General features: G+C 73.1%; 16 protein-coding genes. 8 read left to right on the top strand and 8 right to left on the bottom strand.

What is annotated here, in order from left to right:
• Nucleotides 1-31: 31 nt before the first annotated feature.
• The 3 genes from SL103_RS09480 to SL103_RS09470 all read left to right on the top strand — a co-directional run bounded on the left by SL103_RS09480 (nt 32) and on the right by SL103_RS09470 (nt 3,161).
• Complete coding sequence (locus SL103_RS09480; protein WP_279631142.1) at nt 32-1,612, top strand: FAD-dependent monooxygenase; 1,581 nt, start codon at nt 32-34, stop codon at nt 1,610-1,612.
• 157 nt (nt 1,613-1,769) lie between these two features.
• A complete protein-coding gene (locus SL103_RS09475; RefSeq protein WP_069568290.1) occupies nt 1,770-2,495 on the top strand; it encodes a maleylpyruvate isomerase family mycothiol-dependent enzyme in 726 nt (241 codons plus the stop codon).
• A gap of 9 nt (nt 2,496-2,504) precedes the next feature.
• A complete protein-coding gene (locus SL103_RS09470; RefSeq protein WP_069568289.1) occupies nt 2,505-3,161 on the top strand; it encodes an MBL fold metallo-hydrolase in 657 nt (218 codons plus the stop codon).
• Nucleotides 3,162-3,262: 101 nt separating this feature from the next.
• Here the strand turns inward: SL103_RS09470 and SL103_RS09465 are convergent, their stop codons facing one another.
• From SL103_RS09465 to uvrB, 4 genes are all read right to left on the bottom strand, one after another.
• The gene (locus SL103_RS09465) at nt 3,263-4,249 is read right to left on the bottom strand and encodes a TerC family protein (RefSeq protein WP_069568288.1); all 987 of its coding nucleotides are present in this window, start codon (nt 4,247-4,249) and stop codon (nt 3,263-3,265) included.
• Between the two features lie 246 nt (nt 4,250-4,495).
• Nucleotides 4,496-6,508 carry a TerD family protein gene (locus tag SL103_RS09460; RefSeq protein WP_069568287.1) on the bottom strand — a complete coding sequence of 671 codons (2,013 nt, stop codon included), beginning with the start codon at nt 6,506-6,508 and terminating at the stop codon, nt 4,496-4,498.
• Between the two features lie 175 nt (nt 6,509-6,683).
• Nucleotides 6,684-7,262 (bottom strand): TerD family protein, encoded by a 579-nt coding sequence (locus SL103_RS09455; protein ID WP_069568286.1) that lies wholly within the window; start codon nt 7,260-7,262, stop codon nt 6,684-6,686.
• 204 nt (nt 7,263-7,466) lie between these two features.
• Nucleotides 7,467-9,608, bottom strand: coding sequence for an excinuclease ABC subunit UvrB (gene uvrB, locus SL103_RS09450; protein ID WP_069568285.1), 2,142 nt, complete (start codon nt 9,606-9,608; stop codon nt 7,467-7,469).
• Nucleotides 9,609-10,267: 659 nt separating this feature from the next.
• Here uvrB and SL103_RS09445 point away from each other — a divergent pair.
• From SL103_RS09445 to SL103_RS09435, 3 genes are all read left to right on the top strand, one after another.
• Entirely contained in the window at nt 10,268-11,158 is an 891-nt protein-coding gene (locus tag SL103_RS09445; RefSeq protein WP_069568284.1) for a glycerophosphodiester phosphodiesterase, read from the top strand.
• A gap of 97 nt (nt 11,159-11,255) precedes the next feature.
• Entirely contained in the window at nt 11,256-11,828 is a 573-nt protein-coding gene (locus SL103_RS09440) for a methylated-DNA--[protein]-cysteine S-methyltransferase (protein WP_069568283.1), read from the top strand.
• 48 nt (nt 11,829-11,876) lie between these two features.
• On the top strand, nt 11,877-12,419 hold the full coding sequence (locus tag SL103_RS09435; protein ID WP_069568282.1) for a DUF1697 domain-containing protein: 543 nt from the start codon (nt 11,877-11,879) through the stop codon (nt 12,417-12,419).
• A gap of 21 nt (nt 12,420-12,440) precedes the next feature.
• Here the strand turns inward: SL103_RS09435 and SL103_RS09430 are convergent, their stop codons facing one another.
• Nucleotides 12,441-12,911 (bottom strand): type II toxin-antitoxin system PemK/MazF family toxin, encoded by a 471-nt coding sequence (locus SL103_RS09430; RefSeq protein ID WP_069573563.1) that lies wholly within the window; start codon nt 12,909-12,911, stop codon nt 12,441-12,443.
• A 138-nt stretch (nt 12,912-13,049) separates the two neighbouring features.
• Between SL103_RS09430 and SL103_RS09425 the strand changes: the two genes are divergently transcribed.
• Nucleotides 13,050-14,480 carry a WGR domain-containing protein gene (locus SL103_RS09425; RefSeq protein WP_069568281.1) on the top strand — a complete coding sequence of 477 codons (1,431 nt, stop codon included), beginning with the start codon at nt 13,050-13,052 and terminating at the stop codon, nt 14,478-14,480.
• Between the two features lie 19 nt (nt 14,481-14,499).
• Here the strand turns inward: SL103_RS09425 and SL103_RS09420 are convergent, their stop codons facing one another.
• The 3 genes from SL103_RS09420 to SL103_RS09410 form a co-directional block, all read right to left on the bottom strand.
• On the bottom strand, nt 14,500-15,138 hold the full coding sequence (locus tag SL103_RS09420; RefSeq protein WP_069568280.1) for a uridine kinase: 639 nt from the start codon (nt 15,136-15,138) through the stop codon (nt 14,500-14,502).
• Nucleotides 15,139-15,204: 66 nt separating this feature from the next.
• The gene (locus SL103_RS09415; RefSeq protein ID WP_069568279.1) at nt 15,205-16,137 is read right to left on the bottom strand and encodes an IclR family transcriptional regulator domain-containing protein; all 933 of its coding nucleotides are present in this window, start codon (nt 16,135-16,137) and stop codon (nt 15,205-15,207) included.
• Between the two features lie 96 nt (nt 16,138-16,233).
• Entirely contained in the window at nt 16,234-17,178 is a 945-nt protein-coding gene (locus SL103_RS09410) for a quinone oxidoreductase family protein (protein ID WP_069568278.1), read from the bottom strand.
• Between the two features lie 723 nt (nt 17,179-17,901).
• On the opposite strand from SL103_RS09410, the gene SL103_RS09405 reads away from it, so the two are divergent.
• Entirely contained in the window at nt 17,902-19,476 is a 1,575-nt protein-coding gene (locus SL103_RS09405; RefSeq protein ID WP_069568277.1) for an FAD-dependent monooxygenase, read from the top strand.
• Nucleotides 19,477-19,519 lie beyond the last annotated feature (43 nt).

Here is a 19,519-nt window from a genome sequence, read left to right as displayed (position 1 = left end):
TAGTGACAAAAAACTTTTAGTGACTACACTCATGCGCATGACGAGTGACGCAGACGTAGTGGTGGCAGGGGGCGGCCCGGTGGGGCTGATGCTCGCCTGCGAACTGGCCCTGGCGAAGGTCTCGGTGACCGTCCTGGAGCGGCTCACCGAGGTGGACACGAAGATCAAGGCGGGAGCGATCAACTCCCCCAGCGCGGAGGCGTTCTACCGGCGCGGCATGCTGCCCGACCTGGCCGCGGCGCAGCGCGCGGGCATCGAGAGGTTCAGCTCGTTCCTGCGGCAGCGGCAGGCCGCGGGCGCCTCGGGGTTGCAGGCGCCCCCGAAGTTCGCCGGGCACTTCGCCGGCATCATGCTGCGCGGCGACCTGCTGGACGAGTCCGACCCGGACTTCGACGGCCCCGGCCCGGCCGGCGAGGTCGGCCTCGTTCCCCAGGAGGTCCTGGAGCGGCTGCTCGCCGCACGCGCCGCCGAACTGGGCGTCGAGCTGCGCCGCGGGGTGACGCTGACCGGCTTCGACGCCGGCGAGGACGGCGTGACCGTGCACACCTCCGGGGGGACGCTGCGCACCGGCTGGCTCGTCGGGTGCGACGGCGGCCGCAGCACCGTCCGCCGCCTCGCCGGCTTCCCGTTCCCCGGCACCGCCCCCGAGATCACCGGCCACCAGGCGCTGGTGGAGATGACCGGCGCCGAGAAGCTCGGGGCGGGCTGGAACTGGACGGAGACCGGGACCTACGTCCACGGCCCGATGCCCGGCCGGATCCTCACCGTGGAGTTCGACGGCCCGCCCGCGGACCGCGAAGCACCCGTCACCGCCCAGGAGTTGGAGGAGTCCCTGCGGAAGGTCTCCGGGGTCGAGGGGGTGCGGATCCACAAGGTCCGCACGGCGACCCGTTTCACGGACAACGCCCGTCAGGTGCCGGACTACCGGGCGGGGCGGGTGCTGCTGGCCGGTGACGCGGCGCATGTGCACGCCCCGTTCGGTGGCCAGGGACTCAACCTCGGTATCGGGGACGCGATGAACCTGGGCTGGAAACTGGCCGCGACGGTGCACGGCTGGGCCCCCGACGGGCTGCTGGACACCTACACCGCCGAACGGCACCCGATCGGCGCCTGGGCCCTGGACTGGACCCGCGCCCAAGTGGCGCTGATGCGGCCGGAGTCGCACTCCCGGGCGCTGCGCGAGGTGATCGCCGAGCTGACCGGAACGGTCGACGCCACCACCTTCTTCACCAAGAAGATCTCCGGGGTGTGGCAGCGCAACGACCTGCCGGGCGACCACCCGCTGATCGGCCGCAGCGCCCCCGACCTGGAGTTCTCCGACGGCAGCCGGCTCGCGGAGCAGCTGCACGGCGGGCAGGGGCTGTTGCTCGACCTCACCGATGACGCCGAGCTGCGCAAGCGGGCCACCGGGTACGACGGCCGGCTGCGGGTGCTGACGGCCGGCTGTCCCGGGCAGCCCGGCCTCGCCGGCCTGCTGGTACGGCCGGACGGCTGCACCGCCTGGGCCGCGGACCGCGCCGACGCCGCCGGCTCCGCCGTCCCGGCCGCACCGGACGAGCTGGACGCCGCGCTCCGCCGGTGGTTCGGCACGCCCGCCGACGCGGCGGCCTGACCGCCGGGAACCGCCCGCGGGCGGCGCCGCACCCGGGCCGTGCGGCCCCCGTACGCGCCGCCCGCCCCGGCTGCCCGCTCCCGCCTCGCGCCGGGCGTACGCCCCGATCGGTGCGGGCCGACTCCCGAACCCGCCTGTCTGGCGCTAGCTTCGGAGCATGACCGTCACCACGCCTGACTTCGCGCACGATGTGGCAGCCGTCCGTGAGGCAACCGAACGGCTGCTGGTCTCGGTGGGCAAGCTCGACGACGCCGCGGTCGGGGAACCCTCGCTGCTCCCCGGCTGGACCCGCGGACACGTCCTCGCCCATCTGGCCCGCAACGCGGACGCCTTGACCAACCTCCTCACCTGGGCCCGCACCGACATCCGCACACCGATGTACGCGAGCCCCGCGGCCCGGGCCGCCGACATCGAACGGGACGCCGACCGGCCGCTGGCCGCCCATCTGGAGGACCTGCGGGAGAGCGCCACCCGCTTCGACGCGGCGGCGGACACCCTGCCCCGGGCCCGCCGGGCGTTCGAGGTCGAGATGCGCAACGGCGTGGTCGAGCGCGCCGACCGGCTGCCGCTACGCCGCCTCGCCGAGCTGGAACTGCACCACATGGACCTGGGTGTCGGGCACACCCTGGACCAGCTCTCGCCCGAGTTCGTCGACAGCGAGCTGGCGTTCCTCGCCACGGTCAAGTTCGCCGGCAGTCCCGAGCTGCCCGCCCTGGAGCTCCGCGCCGACGACGGACGCAGCTGGCGCACCGGGCGTCCGGGCGACGGGGAGGTGGTGGTGAGCGGCCCGGCACGGGCCCTGGTCGGCTGGCTCACCGGTCGCGGCGACGGCGCGGAGCTCGACGGTCACGGCGCCGCGCTGCCTGTCGTACCCCCGCTCTAGAGTGGGTCCATGGGCTACAGCGGAGCAGTCAAGGTCGGCGGAGCGGCCGACGTGCACGAACTGACCGACCTGATGATCTCGAAGGTCGCGGTCGGCCGGATGGACAACAACGCCTATGTACTGCGGTGCCGTGCGACCGATGAGCAGCTGCTGATCGACGCGGCGGCCGAACCGCGCACCCTCCTCGCGCTGATCGGCGACAGCAGCATCGCCTCCGTCGTCACCACGCACCAGCACGGCGACCACTGGGGCGCGCTGCGCGAGGTGGTCGACGCGACGGGCGCGCGGACGTACGCGGGCCGGTACGACGCCGAGGGCATCCCCGTCCCGACGGACGTCCTGCTCGACGACGGCGACACCGTCACCGTCGGCCGGGTCGAGCTGACCGCGCGCCATCTGACCGGGCACACCCCCGGCAGCATCGCGCTGGTCTACGACGACCCGCACGGCGCCCCGCACGTCTTCACCGGGGACTGCCTCTTCCCCGGCGGCATCGGCAACACCTGGGGCGACGCCGGACGCTTCACGAGTCTGCTCGACGACGTGGAGACCAAGCTGTTCGGCGCGCTCCCCGACGAGACCTGGGTCTATCCGGGGCACGGCAACGACACCACACTCGGCGCGGAGCGCCCGCACCTCGCGGAGTGGCGCAAGCGCGGCTGGTGACGCGGACGGCTCCCGGAAGCGGAGCCCGAAAGCGGCGACGACGCCCGCCCCCTCCCGTCGGAGGGGGCGGGCGCCGTCGGTCAAGGACGGGCCGTCGGGCCTCAGGCGTCAATGCGCGTCCGGGGCTCCGCCGCGGCCGCGGCCTCCTGCTTCTTCGAGGCGCGCAGGCTGGTGATCGTCGTGACGACGAGCACCGCGCAGATGACGCCCAGCGAGACCGGAATGCTGATCTCCGGAACCGCCACCCCGGACTCGTGCAGCGCGTGCAGCACCAGCTTCACGCCGATGAAGCCCAGGATGACCGACAGGCCGTACGACAGGTGGACCAGCTTCTTGAGCAGCCCGCCGATCAGGAAGTACAGCTGCCGCAGGCCCATCAGGGCGAACGCGTTCGCGGTGAAGACGATGTACGGGTCCTGGGTGAGGCCGAAGATCGCCGGGATGGAGTCCAGCGCGAAGAGGACGTCGGTGGTGCCGATCGCCAGCATGACGATCAGCATCGGCGTCATCAGGCGCCGGCCGTTCTCGACGACGAACAGCTTGGTGCCGTGGTACGCGTCGGTCGACGGGAAGCGCTTCTCGACCATCTTCAGGAAGCGGTTCTCCTCGAACTCCTCGTCCTCCTCCTCGGCGCGCGCCTCCTTGATCAGCTTCCACGCGGTCCAGATCAGGAACGCGCCGAAGAGGTAGAAGATCCAGGAGAAGTTGGCGATGATCGCGGCGCCGGCGCCGATGAAGCCGGCCCGCAGCACCAGCGCGATCAGCACGCCCACCATCAGCACCCGCTGCTGGTAGACGGCCGGGACCGCGAACTTCGCCATGATCAGCACGAAGACGAAGAGGTTGTCCACGCTGAGGGACTTCTCGGTGATGAAGCCCGCGAAGAACTCACCGGCCGGCGCGGTGCCGCCGAAGAGCAGCAGCCCGAGTCCGAACAGCGCGGCGAGCGCGATCCAGACACCGGTCCAGATGCCGGCCTCCTTGAGGGAGACCTCATGGGGTTTGCGTCCGCCGATGAAGAAATCGGCGGCTATCAGGGCGCACAGACCAAGGATGGTCAGCACCCACAGGGTCAGGGAAACGTCCACTGCTCCTCCGGCAGAGTCGTACGGCACTCACAGCGTCGTCGCTGCCGGAGGTCTCCTCCGCCCCGTTCCGTCCGAGGAGGACGGGGCCGACGCCCCGGGATCTCGTCACACTCGCAATCCGTGATGACGGGTACGTCGCATCGGGAGTACTCCCCTCCGCACAAAGAAGCGTAAAGGAAGACCAAGCATTAGTAAAGAAATAGGCAAAGTTGCTGGTCAGAGGGGCTCCGGGCCCGGGGTCCCGCGCTACGACCGGCGCTCCCGGCGGGCCTCCGCGACGCGGCCCAGCACCTGACGCACCACCTGACTGCCCCTGGGGGCGAGCGACGGCTCGTACGTCCAGGCGTGGCCCACCCAGGGGTCGGCCAGATGCGCGTCGGGCACCGGCGTGATCCGCAGCAGGGACCGCCACAGCGGGTCCAGGACCGGTCCGTACTCCCGGGCCCGGGCACGGTCGGCGACCATCAGCAGATGCACCCCGACCGCGGGGCCCTCGTCGGCCAGATAGCGCAGCCGGGTCAGGGCCCGGTCGTCGAAGCCGTGCGGGAAGTCATGGACGATCAGCAGCTGCCCGGCGGTGTCCACATCGGGCGGGAGGGCGTCCGCGGCGCGGCTGCGGACGGCCATCTGGACGAGGTCCACCCGCCGGGTCAGCCCCTCCAGGACGGCGGCGACGCCCGCGGCCCCGGGCACCGGGGCGGCGGGCAGCACACCGGTCTCCAGGAGCGGCGCCAGCGCGGGCAGCGTCGTGCCGCCCGGGTCGATGACCTGGACCGCGAACTCACCCGCGGGGTGAACCGCCAGCAGCCGGGCGGCGAGCGCGACGGCGGTCTCCAGGGAGAGCCGGCGCAGTTCCGCCTCGTCCGGCGGCCCGTCCGTCAGCGCACTGCCCAGCTCCCGGCGGGCGTAGGCGCGGTCAGGGTCCGGGCCCCTCCAGGCGTAGGCGTCGGGCCCGCAGTCGATCCACAGTCCGCGCTCCAGCGGGAGGCGTACGAGCATCGGGATGCGCAGGTCCGGCACCTCCGGGAGGTGCAGGTCGCCCAGCCGCAGCGCCATCGGGCGCTGCTGCGCGGAGCGGTGGGCCTGCCATACGGGGCTGTCCCAGCGGGCGAAGGCGGGCGGCAGCGCGGGCTCGACCACCTCCGACTCGGCGGCGAGCTGGGCGAGGTCCCGGTCGAGGGCGGCGCGGGCCTGGGTGACGAGGGCGGCGTGCCGGTCGCGGGCGGCGGCGCGGGCGGCGTCGGCGGCCGTGCCGAGGCGGTCGCGCGGGTCGGAGAGCGCGGCGTCGAGCTCCTGCTCCAGGCGGGACTCCGCGAAGTCGGACGCGCTGCGGTACGCCGCGACCGACCGGGTCAGGTCCTCGAACATCCCCCATACCTGGTTGTAGAGCCGCTCCTCCATGCTCCATCCGGCGGCGTCACCGGCCACCGGGCCCGAGGGGGCGGGCGGTGAGGACGGCGGGGGAGCGGGAGCGGCCGGGTCCACCGGGCCGCCCACCGAGGGCTGCGGGGTGGCAGGGGCGGGGGTGGAGCGGCGCTCGGGGTGGCGGTAGTCGACGGGGGCGGCGGCCGGCGAGGTGGACGGGGCGGCGGGGTCCGGGGCCGGGGCGGCGGGGCCGGGGGCCGGGGCGGCGGGGCCGGGGGCCGGGTGTGCGGGTCCGTCGGGCCGGTGCGCCGCGGCCGGTGCGGGCGCCGGGACCGCCCTGGCGTGCCCGCGGCCGACCGCTTCCTCGATCTCCGCGGCCAGCTCCGCCGCCTGCGGAAGCCCCTGGTCGCGCAGCAGCGCGGCGAGGCCGTCGGCGTAGCCCTGGCCCACGGCACGCACCTTCCAGGCGCCCGCTCTGCGGTACAGCTCGACGGCGACGACGGCGGATTCGGCGCCCAGCCCGTTGAGGGTGTAGCCGGCCAGTCCCGTGCCGTCGAGGCCGGTGACCTGGACGGACGGCGGGGCGGCGGCGCCGAAGGTGGTCAGCGCGCCGATCCCGGTGGGCAGCGCCAGCAGCACGCTCACCCGGTGGACGGCGTCCGGCAGCGCGCCGAGGTCCACCGCGAGACGGTGCGCGGCAGCCGCCTGGCGGGGCACCTCGATGCCGGTGCGCCGGGGCGCCCCCGGGTGGGCCACCGCGTCGGTGCCGGGAAGCCTGCCGTGCGCGTCGCCGAGCGTCACCGCGGCCACGACGGGGCCGCCCGCCGTGATCCGGATCTCCACCCGCGTCCGGTCCAGTGGATGGTTCTGGCCCCGGACCAGCTCGGCCGTCATCGTCGTTCCCCCTGGTCGTGGTGCGTCCCGGGCCTGCCGGGCACAGGCCCGGACGCGGCGGCGCGGCCCGGGTGCGCGCTGCCACGACGGTGCATACCGCGCCGCCCCGCCCTGCGGGACGCCCCGCCCTTCGGGCAGTGCGGACGCGGACGGTGCGTGCTGCGGAGGTGCGTCCTTACAGGTGCGGCAGGATCGCCGGCACCAGGTCCTGGAACGTCCGGCCGACGGAGGGCTCACCGATGGCGGTCATCTGCCAGCCGTTGGCCGTCCGGTGGACCTTCGACATGACCTGTGCGGTGTAGTCGCCGCCGCCCGTCAGGGTGTAGCGGGCCAGCTCCTCGCCGGTGTTCTCGTCGACCAGCCGGCAGAAGGCGTCCTGCACCTCGGCGAAGGTCTGGCCGGTGAAGGAGTTGACGGTGAAGACGATCTGGTCGATGTGCACCGGCACCCGCTCCAGGTCGACCAGGATCGCCTCGTCGTCACCGCCCTGGCCCGCACCGCCGACGAGGTTGTCGCCGGTGTGCCGGACCGCGCCGTCATCGCTGACCAGATGCTGGAAGAAGACGACGTCTATCGGCTGCCGGCCGGCGAAGAGCACCGCCGAGGCGTCGAGGTCGATCTCGTTGGTCCGCCTGCCGAACAGGCCGCGACGCGGCGCCGAACGCCACCCCAGCCCCATCCGCACCGCGGTCAGCGTCCCTCCGTCGGACTTCTGCAGGCTGATGCCCTGCCCCTTGGACAAATTGACCGACACGCGCCGTCCCCTCTCTGTACTGTCCCCGCCCAGCTCTCCGGCGGCCCCCTCGACCCTACGCACGACCGCGGGGCGGGGGCGCACACGGCCCGCGTTTTGTGGCGTTTCTGAGACACCCGGCCGGGCGCGCCGCCGCGCCCGGCCCGGGGCCGCGCCCCCGCCCCGCACCTCGTCCCGGTCTCCCTCACCGCACGCCGGCGGCCCTCACTTCACCCCGGCCTCCCTCATTTGCCGCAGCTCCTTCTTCAGCTCGCCCACCTCGTCGCGCAGTCGGGCGGCGATCTCGAACTGCAGCTCGGCCGCGGCGGCCCGCATCCGCTCCGTCATCTCCTCGATGAGCTCGGCCAGTTCGGCGGCCGGACGGTCCGTCAGCACCTCGCCCGCCTTGCCGCCCTTGCCCTTGGCGGCCTTGCCGGTGTGCGCGCCGAGCGACGGGACCGGCGCCTTGGCCTTGGCGTCCTTGGCCTCTCCGCCCTTGCGGTAGCCCGAGCCCAGCAGCTCCTGGGTGTCGATCTCCTCCCGGGCGATCGTGGCGACGATGTCGCCGATCTTCTTGCGGAGCGGCTGCGGGTCGATGCCGTGTTCCTTGTTGTACGCCAGCTGCTTCTCCCGGCGCCGGTTGGTCTCGTCGATGGCCTTCTCCATCGCCGGGGTGACCTTGTCGGCGTACATGTGCACCTGCCCGGAGACATTGCGCGCCGCGCGGCCGATCGTCTGGATGAGCGCCGAACCGGAGCGCAGGAAGCCCTCCTTGTCGGCGTCCAGAATGGCGACCAGCGAGACCTCCGGCAGGTCGAGGCCCTCACGCAGCAGGTTGATGCCCACCAGGACGTCGTACTCACCCGATCGCAGCTCCCGCAGCAGCTCCACCCGGCGCAGGGTGTCGACGTCGCTGTGCAGGTAGCGCACCTGGATACCGAGCTCCAGGAAGTAGTCCGTGAGGTCCTCGGCCATCTTCTTGGTGAGGGTGGTGACCAGGACGCGCTCGTCCTTCTCGGTACGGGTCCGGATCTCGTGCACCAGATCGTCGATCTGCCCGTCGGTGGGCTTGACCACCACCTCCGGGTCGACCAGCCCGGTCGGCCGGATGATCTGCTCCACATAGCCGTCGCCCCGGGCGAGCTCGTACGGGCCGGGGGTCGCCGACAGATAGACGGTCTGGCCGATGCGGCCCAGGAACTCCTCCCACTTCAGCGGCCGGTTGTCCATGGCGGAGGGCAGCCGGAAGCCGTGGTCGACCAGGGTGCGCTTGCGGGAGGCGTCACCCTCGTACATGGCACCGATCTGCGGGACGGTGACATGCGATTCGTCGATGACCAGGAGGAAGTCCTCCGGGAAGTAGTCGATGAGGGTGTTGGGCGCGGAGCCCGGCTCACGGCCGTCCATGTGCATGGAGTAGTTCTCGATGCCCGAGCAGGAGCCGATCTGCCGCATCATCTCGATGTCGTACGTCGTGCGCATCCGCAGCCGCTGGGCCTCCAGCAGCTTGCCCTGCTTCTCCAGGGTGGCGAGGCGCTCCACCAGCTCGGCCTCGATGCCGGCGATGGCCCGCTCCATCCGCTCCGGGCCGGCGATGTAGTGGCTGGCCGGGAAGATGTACAGCTGCTCGTCCTCGCTGATCACCTCGCCGGTGAGCGGGTGCAGCGTGGAGAGCGCCTCGATCTCGTCGCCGAACATCTCGATCCGCACGGCGAGCTCCTCGTACACCGGGAAGATCTCGATGGTGTCGCCGCGGACCCGGAAGGTGCCCCGGGTGAACGCCAGGTCGTTGCGCGTGTACTGGATGTCGACGAAGCGGCGCAGCAGCTGGTCGCGGTCGATCTCGTCGCCGACCTTCAGGGGGACCATCCGGTCGACGTACTCCTGCGGCGTGCCCAGGCCGTAGATGCAGGACACAGAGGCGACCACCACGACGTCACGCCGGGTGAGCAGCGAGTTCGTCGCGGAGTGCCGCAGCCGCTCGACCTCCTCGTTGATCGAGGAGTCCTTCTCGATGTACGTATCGGACTGCGGGACGTACGCCTCGGGCTGGTAGTAGTCGTAGTAGGAGACGAAGTACTCGACCGCGTTGTTCGGCAGCAGCTCGCGGAATTCGTTGGCGAGCTGCGCCGCGAGGGTCTTGTTGGGCGCCATGACGAGCGTCGGGCGCTGCAGCTTCTCGATCATCCACGCGGTGGTCGCCGACTTGCCGGTACCGGTCGCACCCAGCAGGACGACATCCTTCTCACCGCCGCGGATGCGCTTCTCCAGCTCGGCGATGGCCGCCGGCTGGTCGCCACTGGGCTGGTAGGGGCTGACGACCTCGAAGGGCGCCACCGAGCGTTCGATCTTTGATACGGGCCGCATGGGATCCACCGTACGACCCGCCACTGACAACCGGCGGGGAATCGCCTCCGACCTGCGGTTTCCCCCGGCGGCGCCGGACGCCCGGAGCCTGCGCGCAGGCTCCGGGCCGGCCCGGCAGGTGCTCCGGACCGCGCGGGCGGATCCGCCGGACGGCCGGGAGCCGGACGGGCCGGAGTCCTCCGGGGCGGGCCGGGCCGGCCGGGGTGCGGCGTCCGGGCCGGCGCCGCGGCGTGGTGCGGGCGGCCCAACGCCGGCCCTCCGCAAGATCGCCGGCACCGCGCCGGAACCGGCAGCCGCAGCCCCGGCCCGGGCTCGCCGAGCCCCCGCGTACGGGCCGCCGCCGCGGCCCCTCCCTCTCCGACGGCTCGCCAAAACCGGTCAGACGCACGAGGGGTGACGCATCATCGGTCAAGATGCGCGGACGCCGCGGCTCCGGCAAGTTGGACGGCATCGGAACGTACGTCTGTTGCACGGGTATTCCGGGCATCCTGCAACTGCGCGACGCTCCACACGGAAGACCGGCCATCCCTCGTTCAGCATTCGGCCACCGTACGACCGCCTCCCGCTACGGCCCGGCTGCGAGTCTCTGCCCGTCCGACCCCGGTTCACGTCACTTCACGTCAGCTCAGCTCACGCCCACGACGTCACGAGGAGTCCGTATGCGTATTCGCCCCGTCGCCACCGTGGTCGCCGGTGTGCTCATGGGTCTGTCCGCGCTCGTCCTCTCCCCCGCCGCCGCCCAGGCCGCACCGCACGGACGCACTCCGGAGACGGTCGCCCACCGGGGGGCCTCGTCGTACGCGCCCGAGAACACCCTCGCCTCCATCGACGCGGCAGCCCGGCTCGGCTTCGACTGGGTCGAGAACGACGTCCAGCGCACCAAGGACGGCGAGCTGGTCATCCTGCACGACAACTCGCTCGCCCGGACCACCAACGTCAAGAAGGTCTTCCCGGACCGCTCCCCCTGGAGCGTCTCGGACTTCACCCTCAAGGAGATCGAGAAGCTGGACGCGGGCAGCTGGTTCGGTCCGAAGTTCGCAGGGGAGCGCGTACCGACCCTGGAGGACTACATGGACGAGGTCGAGGACAACGACCAGAGCCTGCTGATGGAGCTGAAGTCGCCGGAGCTCTACCCGGGCATCGAGCTGCAGACCCTCAGGGAGCTGCGCCGCGCCGGCTGGCTGGACCGGGACCACGTCAAGAACCGTCTGATCATCCAGAGCTTCAACGCCGACGCCATCAAGACCGTGCACGAACTCCGGCCGGACCTCAAGACGGGCTTCCTCGGCAACCCCTCCGTCGCCGACCTGCCGAAATTCGCGAAGTACTGCGACCAGATCAATCCCGTCCACACGGCGGTCACCCCGCAGTACGTCGCCGCCGTGCACGCGCTGAAGGGGCCGCACCGGCGGCCGCTGGACCTGTACACCTGGACCGTCGACGACGCGGCCACCGCGGTGAAGGTCGCCGATCTGGGCGTCGACGGCATCATCACCAACAAGCCCGACGTGGTGCGCGCGGCGCTGGAGCGCCGGGACAAGGACGGCTGAGCACCTCGGCCGGCACGGGCGCGGGGGCGGGGGCGGGCGGCGGTACCGGGCCGTTCCCCGCCCCGTTGTCAGTGGTACGTCCTACCCTGATCAGGTGATGCATTCCGAGCAGGTACCGGAGCCGGCCCCGGGGTCCGCGGGCCCCCGCGACTGGGCCTGGACGCGCCTGGAGACCCCGATCGGTCCGCTGCTCCTCGCCGCGACCCGGGACGGCCTGGCCCAGGTGGTCTTCCACGCCGACGAGCGGAGGACCCGGCGCGCGCTGACCCGTCTGGAGCAGCGTTTCGGCGGGCCGCCGGCCCCCGGGACACCTCATCTGCGGACGGCCGCCGCCGAGCTGACCGCCTACTTCTCCGGGGAGCTGCGGTCCTTCACCGTTCCCCTGGACTGGTCCCTGACCTCGGGTTTCAACGCCCGGGTGCTGCACGCCCTGGCGGACGACGTCCCCTACGGCAGCGTCGTCGGCTACCAGTACCTCGCGGACCGGGTGGGCGAGGCAGGCGCGGCCCGCGCGGTGGGCGCGGCGATGGGCTCCAACCCGCTGCCGGTCGTCGTCCCCTGCCACCGCGTCGTGGCCAGCGACGGCGGGATCGGCGGATTCGGCGGCGGTCTGGAGACCAAACGCCTGCTGCTGGCCCTCGAAGGCGTGCTGCCCGCGCCGCTCTTCTGATCCCGACCGCCGTCCGGCCCCGCCGGGCCGGCTCCACGAAGGCATGCCATGTCCCGTCAGATCGCTCTGCTCCGCGGCATCAACGTCGGCGGCCACAACTCCTTCCCCAAGGCCAGGCAGCTGGAGCTGGCCGAGAAGCTGGGCTTCCAGGACGTCTCCGTCCTGCTCCAGACCGGCAATCTCGTCTTCGCCGACCCCGGCACGCCGCCGGAGGAGACCGCCCGGGTGCTGCACGACGCGATCGGCGCCGAGCTCGGCCTCACCGTGCCGGTCGTCGTGCGGACCCGCGACGAGCTGGCCGCCGCGGTCGCCGCGAATCCCTTTCCGCAGGCCGTGCCGGAGCCCAAGAGTCTGCACGTGACGTTCCTGTCGGCGGTGCCGGCCGACACCTCGCGGCTGGAAGCGCTCGACGAGGCCGCGTTCGCGCCCGACCGGTTCCGGCTGGTCGGGCGCGAACTGTACCTGTGGTGCCCGGGCGGCATCGGCCGCTCCAAGCTTGCCGACACGGTGAGCCGCGCCCCTCTCGGGGTGACGGCCACCGCCCGCAACTGGAACACCGTCACCAAGCTGCTGGCCCTGGCGGACGCCTGAGCCGACCGGGCCCGCGGGCGGTCAGCGCCAGCCGTAGCGCTCCCGCAGCCGGTTGACCACCAGGTTGAAGCGGCCCCGGTCCAGGGCGCAGGCTTCGCGCCGCATCCCGGCCGGATGCACCCGCAGTATGCGGTCCACGGCCACCCACGAGTCGCGCCCGGCGCGGTCCCACGGGCCGGTCCCGAGGGGGACCCACTCGCGGTCGTTGTTGTGCCGCTTGCTGGACAGCTGCACGGCCAGCAGGGTGCCGCCCGGCTCCCGGGCGACGACCAGCACCGGCCGGTCCTTGCCCCGGCCGTCGTTCTCCTCGTAGGGGACCCAGGTCCAGACGATCTCCCCCGGGTCGGGGTCGCCGTCCGGGTCGGGCGCGTAGGTCGTCCGGACGGTGCCGACGGACCGCGGGTGGGCTTCCACGGTCGCGCCGGGCCCGTGGCTGCCGGGCAGCGGGGCGGAGGGTTCAGCGGAGTCGGATGCGTTCGGTGAAGTCGTCACGCCCACACGCTAACTGCCGCCGTGAGCAGGGCGGACAGCGGTCCGGGCGAGGCGCTCCACGGTCCGTTGTCAGTGGTGCGCCGTACGGTTTTCAGCAGCGGGGGACGGCCGTCGGGGCCGCCCGGGGAGGGGAGACCCATGTCCGAGACCACGACGTATCTGGAACTGTCACAGGACGGCGCCGGGGCGCACAAGTTCTACGAGGTGACGGTGCGGGACACGGACGTGTCGGTGCGCTACGGCCGCATCGGCGCGGACGGGCAGCGGCAGCTCTCCTCCTTCCCGACGCGCGAGAAGGCGCAGGCCGCGGCGGCCCGGAAGATCGGCGAGAAGGTCCGCAAGGGCTACGCGCCGGCGGTGCCGGGAGGGCGCGCCGCCCGCCCCGTGACGCGGCGTCAGGTCACCTCCGCGCCGTCGACGGCCCGCGCGGTCGCCCCCGTGCTGTGGCGGTTCCGCACCGGCGCCTCCGCGTTCGGCATCCACATCGCCGAGGACCGCTGCTGGGTCGGCAACCAGAACGGCGAGGTCCACACCCTCGGCCACGACGGCGAGGTGCTGGCGCGCTACCAGCTGCCCGCCGGCGTCAAGTGCCTGGTGGCGGACGACTTCTGGATCTACGCCGGCTGCGACGACGGCACGGTCTACGACCTGTCGTCGAAACTCCCCTTCGCCGCCTACGACATCGCACCCGACGTCGACATCTTCTGGCTGGACATCCGCGAGGGCGTCCTCAACGTCGCCGACCGCGCCGGCGGGCTGACCGTCATCGACCACGAGGACGAGTTCCAGTGGTCGCGGCGCAGCCCGGGCGAGCACGCCTGGATGGTGCGGCGGGACGAACACGCCGTCTACCACGGCCACCGCCGCGGCGTGACCGCCTACCGCGCCGACGGCAGCGGCGAGTTGTGGCACACCCCCACCACGGGCGCGGTGCTGTTCGGCTGGCAGGAGGACGACGCGGTGTACGCCGGCACCGACCGGCGGGTCGTCCAGCGGCTGGCGAAATCCGGTGGCGCCGTGGAGGCCACCTACCGGTGCGACACGGTCGTCTATTCCTGCGCCACTGCGCCCGGCGGCCGCTATGTGTTCGCCGGCGACTCGGCCTCCTCGGTGTACTGCTTCGCGGCCGACGGCACCCGGCTGTGGAAGCTCGGCACCGGGGGCGGCTCGGCGCTGTCGATGCAGTATCTGGACGAGAAGCTGTACATGGTCACCACCGACGGTTCGCTGGTCTGTGTCGACGCGAGCGACGCGGCCGTCACCGCGGCCCGGTCGGGCTCGGTTCCGGTGGCCCGGGACGTGAAGTCGGCTGCCGCACTGCCCACTTACACCCCGTCGGCGACGGTGCAGACGGTGCCGGCCGCGGCGGCGTCCGGGATCGTGGTGGAGTGCGTCCAGGAAGGCGGCCGGCTGCGGGTGCACGTGCTCTCCGACGGCTACGAGCCGTCCTGGAACGTCCAGTTCCCGCGCCACATACGCCGGGCCGGCGCGCGGTACGTCGTCGATGACCTGTCGGCGTCCTCGGGCGGGTTCTACCGCGTCCGGGGCGAGATCCGGCAGGTCGTCTGAGATCTGGGGAGCCAGGCGGTCAGCGGGCTCCGCTCCAGGCGGGCCGGCGCGGGTCGTCGGCCCGTACGACGACGTCCGCGGCCTCCTCCGGCCGGGTCTCGGCCTCGTAGCGCGCGAAGGCGGGCAGCGTCCAGCGTTCGTCCTCGGGGGTGCGGCGGGCCAGCGCGGCCGGCGACAGCTTCAGGTGGACGGAGAGATCGAAGGGGAACCAGTGGCCGAGCAGGAACGGGCCGTGCAGCAGCAGGACCCCGCCGGGCGGCAGCGTCACGTACGCGCTGCGGGTGGCGCGGTCCGTCACCGGATCCCACAGGTCCGGGAGCACCCGCCCGGTGCCGCCCGGATCCAGCGGCTGGAACACCTCGCGCCAGAGCGCCTGCCGGTCGAACCACTCGTCGTGGAAGGCGTCGGGGTCCTCCCGGCCGTGTTCGAGCCGCAGGGAGGCGGGCCGCAGGAAGCCGAACGTGCCGGCCCGGTGCACCGCCCGCCCGCGGAGCCGCAGCGCCTCGGCGAGCGCGCCGGCCAGATCGCCCGGCGCGGCCGCGGGCGCCCCGTCGACGGCGACCCGCAGCCAGCTGCTCCCGTCCTTCGGCGTCGTCGCGGTGACCCGCTCGGCGAGCGCGTCGGTGAGCCGTTCCCAGGTGATCGCTTCGAGCCGCACCCGGCCATTGTGCCCGGCCGTCACGGGCGGGGCGCGGCGCGTCGGCCGGCGGGCGGCCGGCCCGGTTCAGTCCCGGTCGGCGTCCGGCCGCGCCGCTCCGTAGCGGCTCAGTTCGGCCGCCGCCTCCTTCGTCGCCTCGATGACGCTGTCGGGGGCCACCGGCATCACGGACTTGAGCTTGAGCAGCAGGACCGCGCCCATGATGGAACCGTCCCACATGATCGGCGCCGCGCAGGAGTTCCAGCCGGCCATGCACTCCTCGTAGCCGAGCGCGTGGCCGAGGTCGCGGACCTCCGCGAGGGACTCGACCAGCGCGTCGTTGTCCCGGTAGACACCCGGTCCCGCCTGGTCCGGTACGGGCTCGGCCAGCACCCGCTGCTGGAGGACCTCCGGCAGGTAGGCCAGGATCGTCCGCCCGGAGGCGCCGGTGCGCAGCGAACGCGTCACGGACAGCACGTCGCGCGGGGTCATGCCCAGCTCCGCCAGGTCGGAGTCGCCGACGGCCATGTCGACGCACTGCCGCTGGGCACCGGAGAACGGCGCCACCATGTAGAGGAACGCCAGCCCGCCGTCGGTGGCCGTCCGCAGGTCGCGGAGCACCGACTGCGCGCCGTCGAGACGGTGGTCGAGCGCGGTGAAGGCCAGTTGCGCGGCCGAGGTCCGCAGTCGGTACAGGCCGCGGTCCACCCGCTCGAAGATCCGCTGGTAGATCCCGGACTGCAGGATGCGGTAGACGACCGAGTCGTCCAGGCCGGTGAACTCGGCGATCTCACCGGGCCCGTGGGCGGAGCCGCCGAGTTCGGCGAAGGCCGTCTGGACGAGGAAGACCCGTTCGGCATGCCCCGATCCGGAGGCCCGGGAGCTCGCGGCCGGCGCCTTCTTCGTCATCCGGCGGGCTTCCCCGGAACGGCCCGGGGCGGCCGGCGCCGCGGTGCCCGAAGCGGAGGCGGGCGCGGCGGACGGGGCCGGCGCTCCCGATGCCGTGGTGCTGTTGCCCATCGCGTGCTCTCTCCCCTGGCAGTGTTCCGCGCCCGCAGGCGCATGGCGTGTCATGTACGAGCCGTTGTGCCCGTGCGGCTTTCCGGACCACCGGCATCAACGGGCGACGTCGAGGGCGAGTTTCCCGGTTCCGGTGCGGGCGGCCAGCTCGTGGTGGGCCCGTGCCGCGTCCCCGAGCGCGTGGACAGCTCCGGTCAGCGGTGTGAGGGAACCGTCCTGGACCGCGTCGAACAGCGCCTTCATGGAGGTCGGCAGGGCCGTCCGGTCCGGGTAGAGCTGCGGCAGCCAGAAGCCCGAGACGGTGAGCGACTTCTCCATCAGGTCCCGGGTCGGCACGCTCGCCAGGTCGCCGCCGGCGAAGCCGTAGACGGCGAGCCGGCCGCGCGGTGCGACGGCGGCGAGGATACCCGCGAAGGTGGCGCCGCCGGTCATCTCCAGCGCCGCCTCGACCGGGCCGCCCGCCGCGTCCAGGATGCGCTCCGTCAGGTCCTCGGCGGTCGAGTCGACGACGGCGTGCGCGCCCAACTCCTGCGCCAGCTTGCGTTTCTGCGCGGAGCCCGCCAGGCCGATGACCCGAGCGCCGGCCCGCGCGGCGAGCTGGACGGCCAGCGAGCCCACCCCACCCGCCGCGGCGGGCACCACGACGGTCTCGCCCTCGGTGATCCGCAGCGAGGTGAACAGCAGATGCCAGGCGCTGTTGCCCTGCAGCGCCAGCGCGACGGCCTGTTCGTCGCTGACGGCGTCGGGCACGTCCCAGGTGACGCGGCGGTGCAGCAGCGTCCGCTCCGCGTATCCGCCGCCGCGGCACAGCCCGACGACCCGCCGGCCGCCGTCCACGGTCCCCACGACCTCGTTGCCCGGTACGTACGGAAGCTCGACGGGCGCGAGGTAGGAGTCCCCGCGGACGTGCACATCCGCGTAGTTGACGCCGGCCAGGGTCACGTCGACGAGCGTGTGACCGCCACGGGGTCCGGGTTCGGGCACGTCCTCGAGCCGCAGCACGTCCGGGCCGCCGAACTCTCGCATCACAATCGCGCGCACGACTCTCCCTCAGGTTCTCCGGTGCGGTGCCCGCACAGGGTAGGCGCGACATCGCCCGGACCGGGGGTTTCCGATCATTTCGCGCCAACCATGCGCCGATTCGGACGCCACCGTCCGTCACGTCACGAGAATTTCACGCCGGCTTTCTCACGTCGCGAGAAACGAGCCAAGCGTTTTCCACCCATTGCGACGTTTTGCTTCAGATCTACCCATCGGTATTCCCCGGGTGGCTCTCACACATCCCTCGCTCAAACCTGGCTACCGGATGTGATCGCCGCCGCCTACGATCCCGAATTGTGTCCGCCGTTGACCAGATGTGACGGCCGCGTCCCCTGGGGCGGAGCGCGCTCCGCGAGGCAGTTGCGCTCGCCCGCCGCACCCGGTGACACGGGCGGGTGGCGGAGGACGGGGCCGCTCCCGGGGCAGCGCGGGCACGGCCTGAGGGGGAATCATGATGGGGAGATCGGGGGGCGGCAGGCCGGCCTACGCGTCGGCCTGCCGGGACCCACAACGAGCACTACCGCTTCCACCAGCACCTCTGCGCATCCTGCGGACCGCATCCGCGTCCCTGCCGTCCTCGGTGACGGCCTCGTTCACGGCCGCCGCCGATGCCGTCCTCGCCGCCGCGCGCCGACATTCCCGGCCGTACGCGGAACCGCCCTTCCTGGACGTGTCCCGCTCCCGCCGGGAGACCGTGCTCCGCCGCCGAGAAAGGGACTGTCCATGACCGCATCGAGCAGTACGAGCAGCAGCGGGCTGCAGTTCACCCACCCCTATCTGGCGGTGGTCCTCGGTGGCGGCTTCACGGGCATGCTCGCCGCCGCCGCGCTGGCCGGGCACGCGGATGTCATCGTCGTCGAGCGGGAGAAGCTGCCGCGCACCCCCGCCCTGCCGACGGACCTGCCGCACGCCCGGCACGCCCATCTGCTGGCCGCGGACGGCGCCCGGCTGGTCGACGCCCTGCTGCCCGGCAGCGCCGACGGCTGGCTGGCCGAGGGCGCCCGCCGGGTGCCGGTGCCGGCCGAACTCGCCGTCCGCTCGCCGCAGGGCTGGTTACGCCGGCGGCGTCCGCCGTATCTGGTCGCCTGCTCCCGGGATCTGCTCGACCGGGTCGTGCGCCGGCGGGTGACGGTCCTGCCCGGGGTGAGCATCCTGGACGGCACCGACGCGGAGGAGCTGACCGGCACCGCCGAACACGTCACGGGGGTGCGCGTCCGGGACACCACGACCGGCGTGACGCGCCGGCTCGACGCCGACCTGGTCGTCGACGCCACCGGCCGGCACTCCACCACCCAGGACCGGTTGCGGGCGCTGGGCCTGCCCACCGCCTGCGAAGACCTCGCCGACTCCGGCATCGTCTCGGCCACCCGTCTCTTCCGCGCTCCCGACGGCGTCGAGAACCACCCGGTGCTGATTTCCCGTTCGGGCTCCTCCGGGCTGATTCCCGGCCGTGCCGCTCCCGGCACGCCCGCCCGCTGGCTCCCCGACCGGACAGCGACACTGGTGCCGGTCGAGGGCGGACGCTGGCTGGTCACGCTCACCGGCGCCGGGGACGCCCGGCCCACCCAACACGCGGGCCGGTTCGTGCCGTTCGCCCGCCGTACGGGCGACTCCGCCATCGCCGACCTCATCGCCGGTGCCGAGCCGCTGAGCGAGGTACGACTGTCCCGCAGCACCGTCAACCGCCGTCGGCGCTTCGCCCAACTGCCCTGCTGGCCCTCGGGGTTCATCGCGCTCGGCGGCGCCGTCGTGTCGCTCAGCCCCGACTTCGGCCAGGGCCTGTCGGTCGCCGCGCACGGCGCGACGGCACTGCGCGAGGCGGTGCGCCGGCACGGTCTGGATGATCCGGCGCTGGCCCGGAAGGTGCAGCGCGCGATCGGCGGCATCATCCAGGAACCCTGGTCCGTGGCCACCGGCGAGGCCCTCGGCTCCCCCGCCGCCGGCCGCCGGGCGGTCTGCCGGGCGTACGCGGATGTCGTCACCGCGTCCGCCCGTACGGCACCCTTCGTGCACTCCTCGGCCGCGCTCAACCTGCTCCGCGGCCGGGCGCGGGTCAGCCCGGCGGCGGACGGTGCGCCGGACCGGGAGGCGGCGCCGCTACCCGTCCCGCCGCATCCGGCCGCCCAGGCCGGACCCCCGCCGGCCGGTCCCCCGCCGCGGTCTCCCGCGCCGGCCGGCGCCCCCGCCCTCTCGGCACTGCCCGCCGCTTCCCGGCGTTTTCCCCGGCCGCTCGGCTTCGGGCCGACGGCCCTGCGGCGCATCAGCGGCGCGCACCGGAGGAAACCGGCCGACGACTGAGGGGCGGGGCAGCGGGCCGCCCCCGCGAGGGGCCGGCCCGCCC

The sequence above is a fragment of the Streptomyces lydicus genome (genome assembly GCF_001729485.1).
In the GTDB taxonomy this organism is placed as follows: domain Bacteria; phylum Actinomycetota; class Actinomycetes; order Streptomycetales; family Streptomycetaceae; genus Streptomyces; species Streptomyces lydicus_D.
This window is presented reverse-complemented; position numbering and strand designations above follow the sequence as displayed.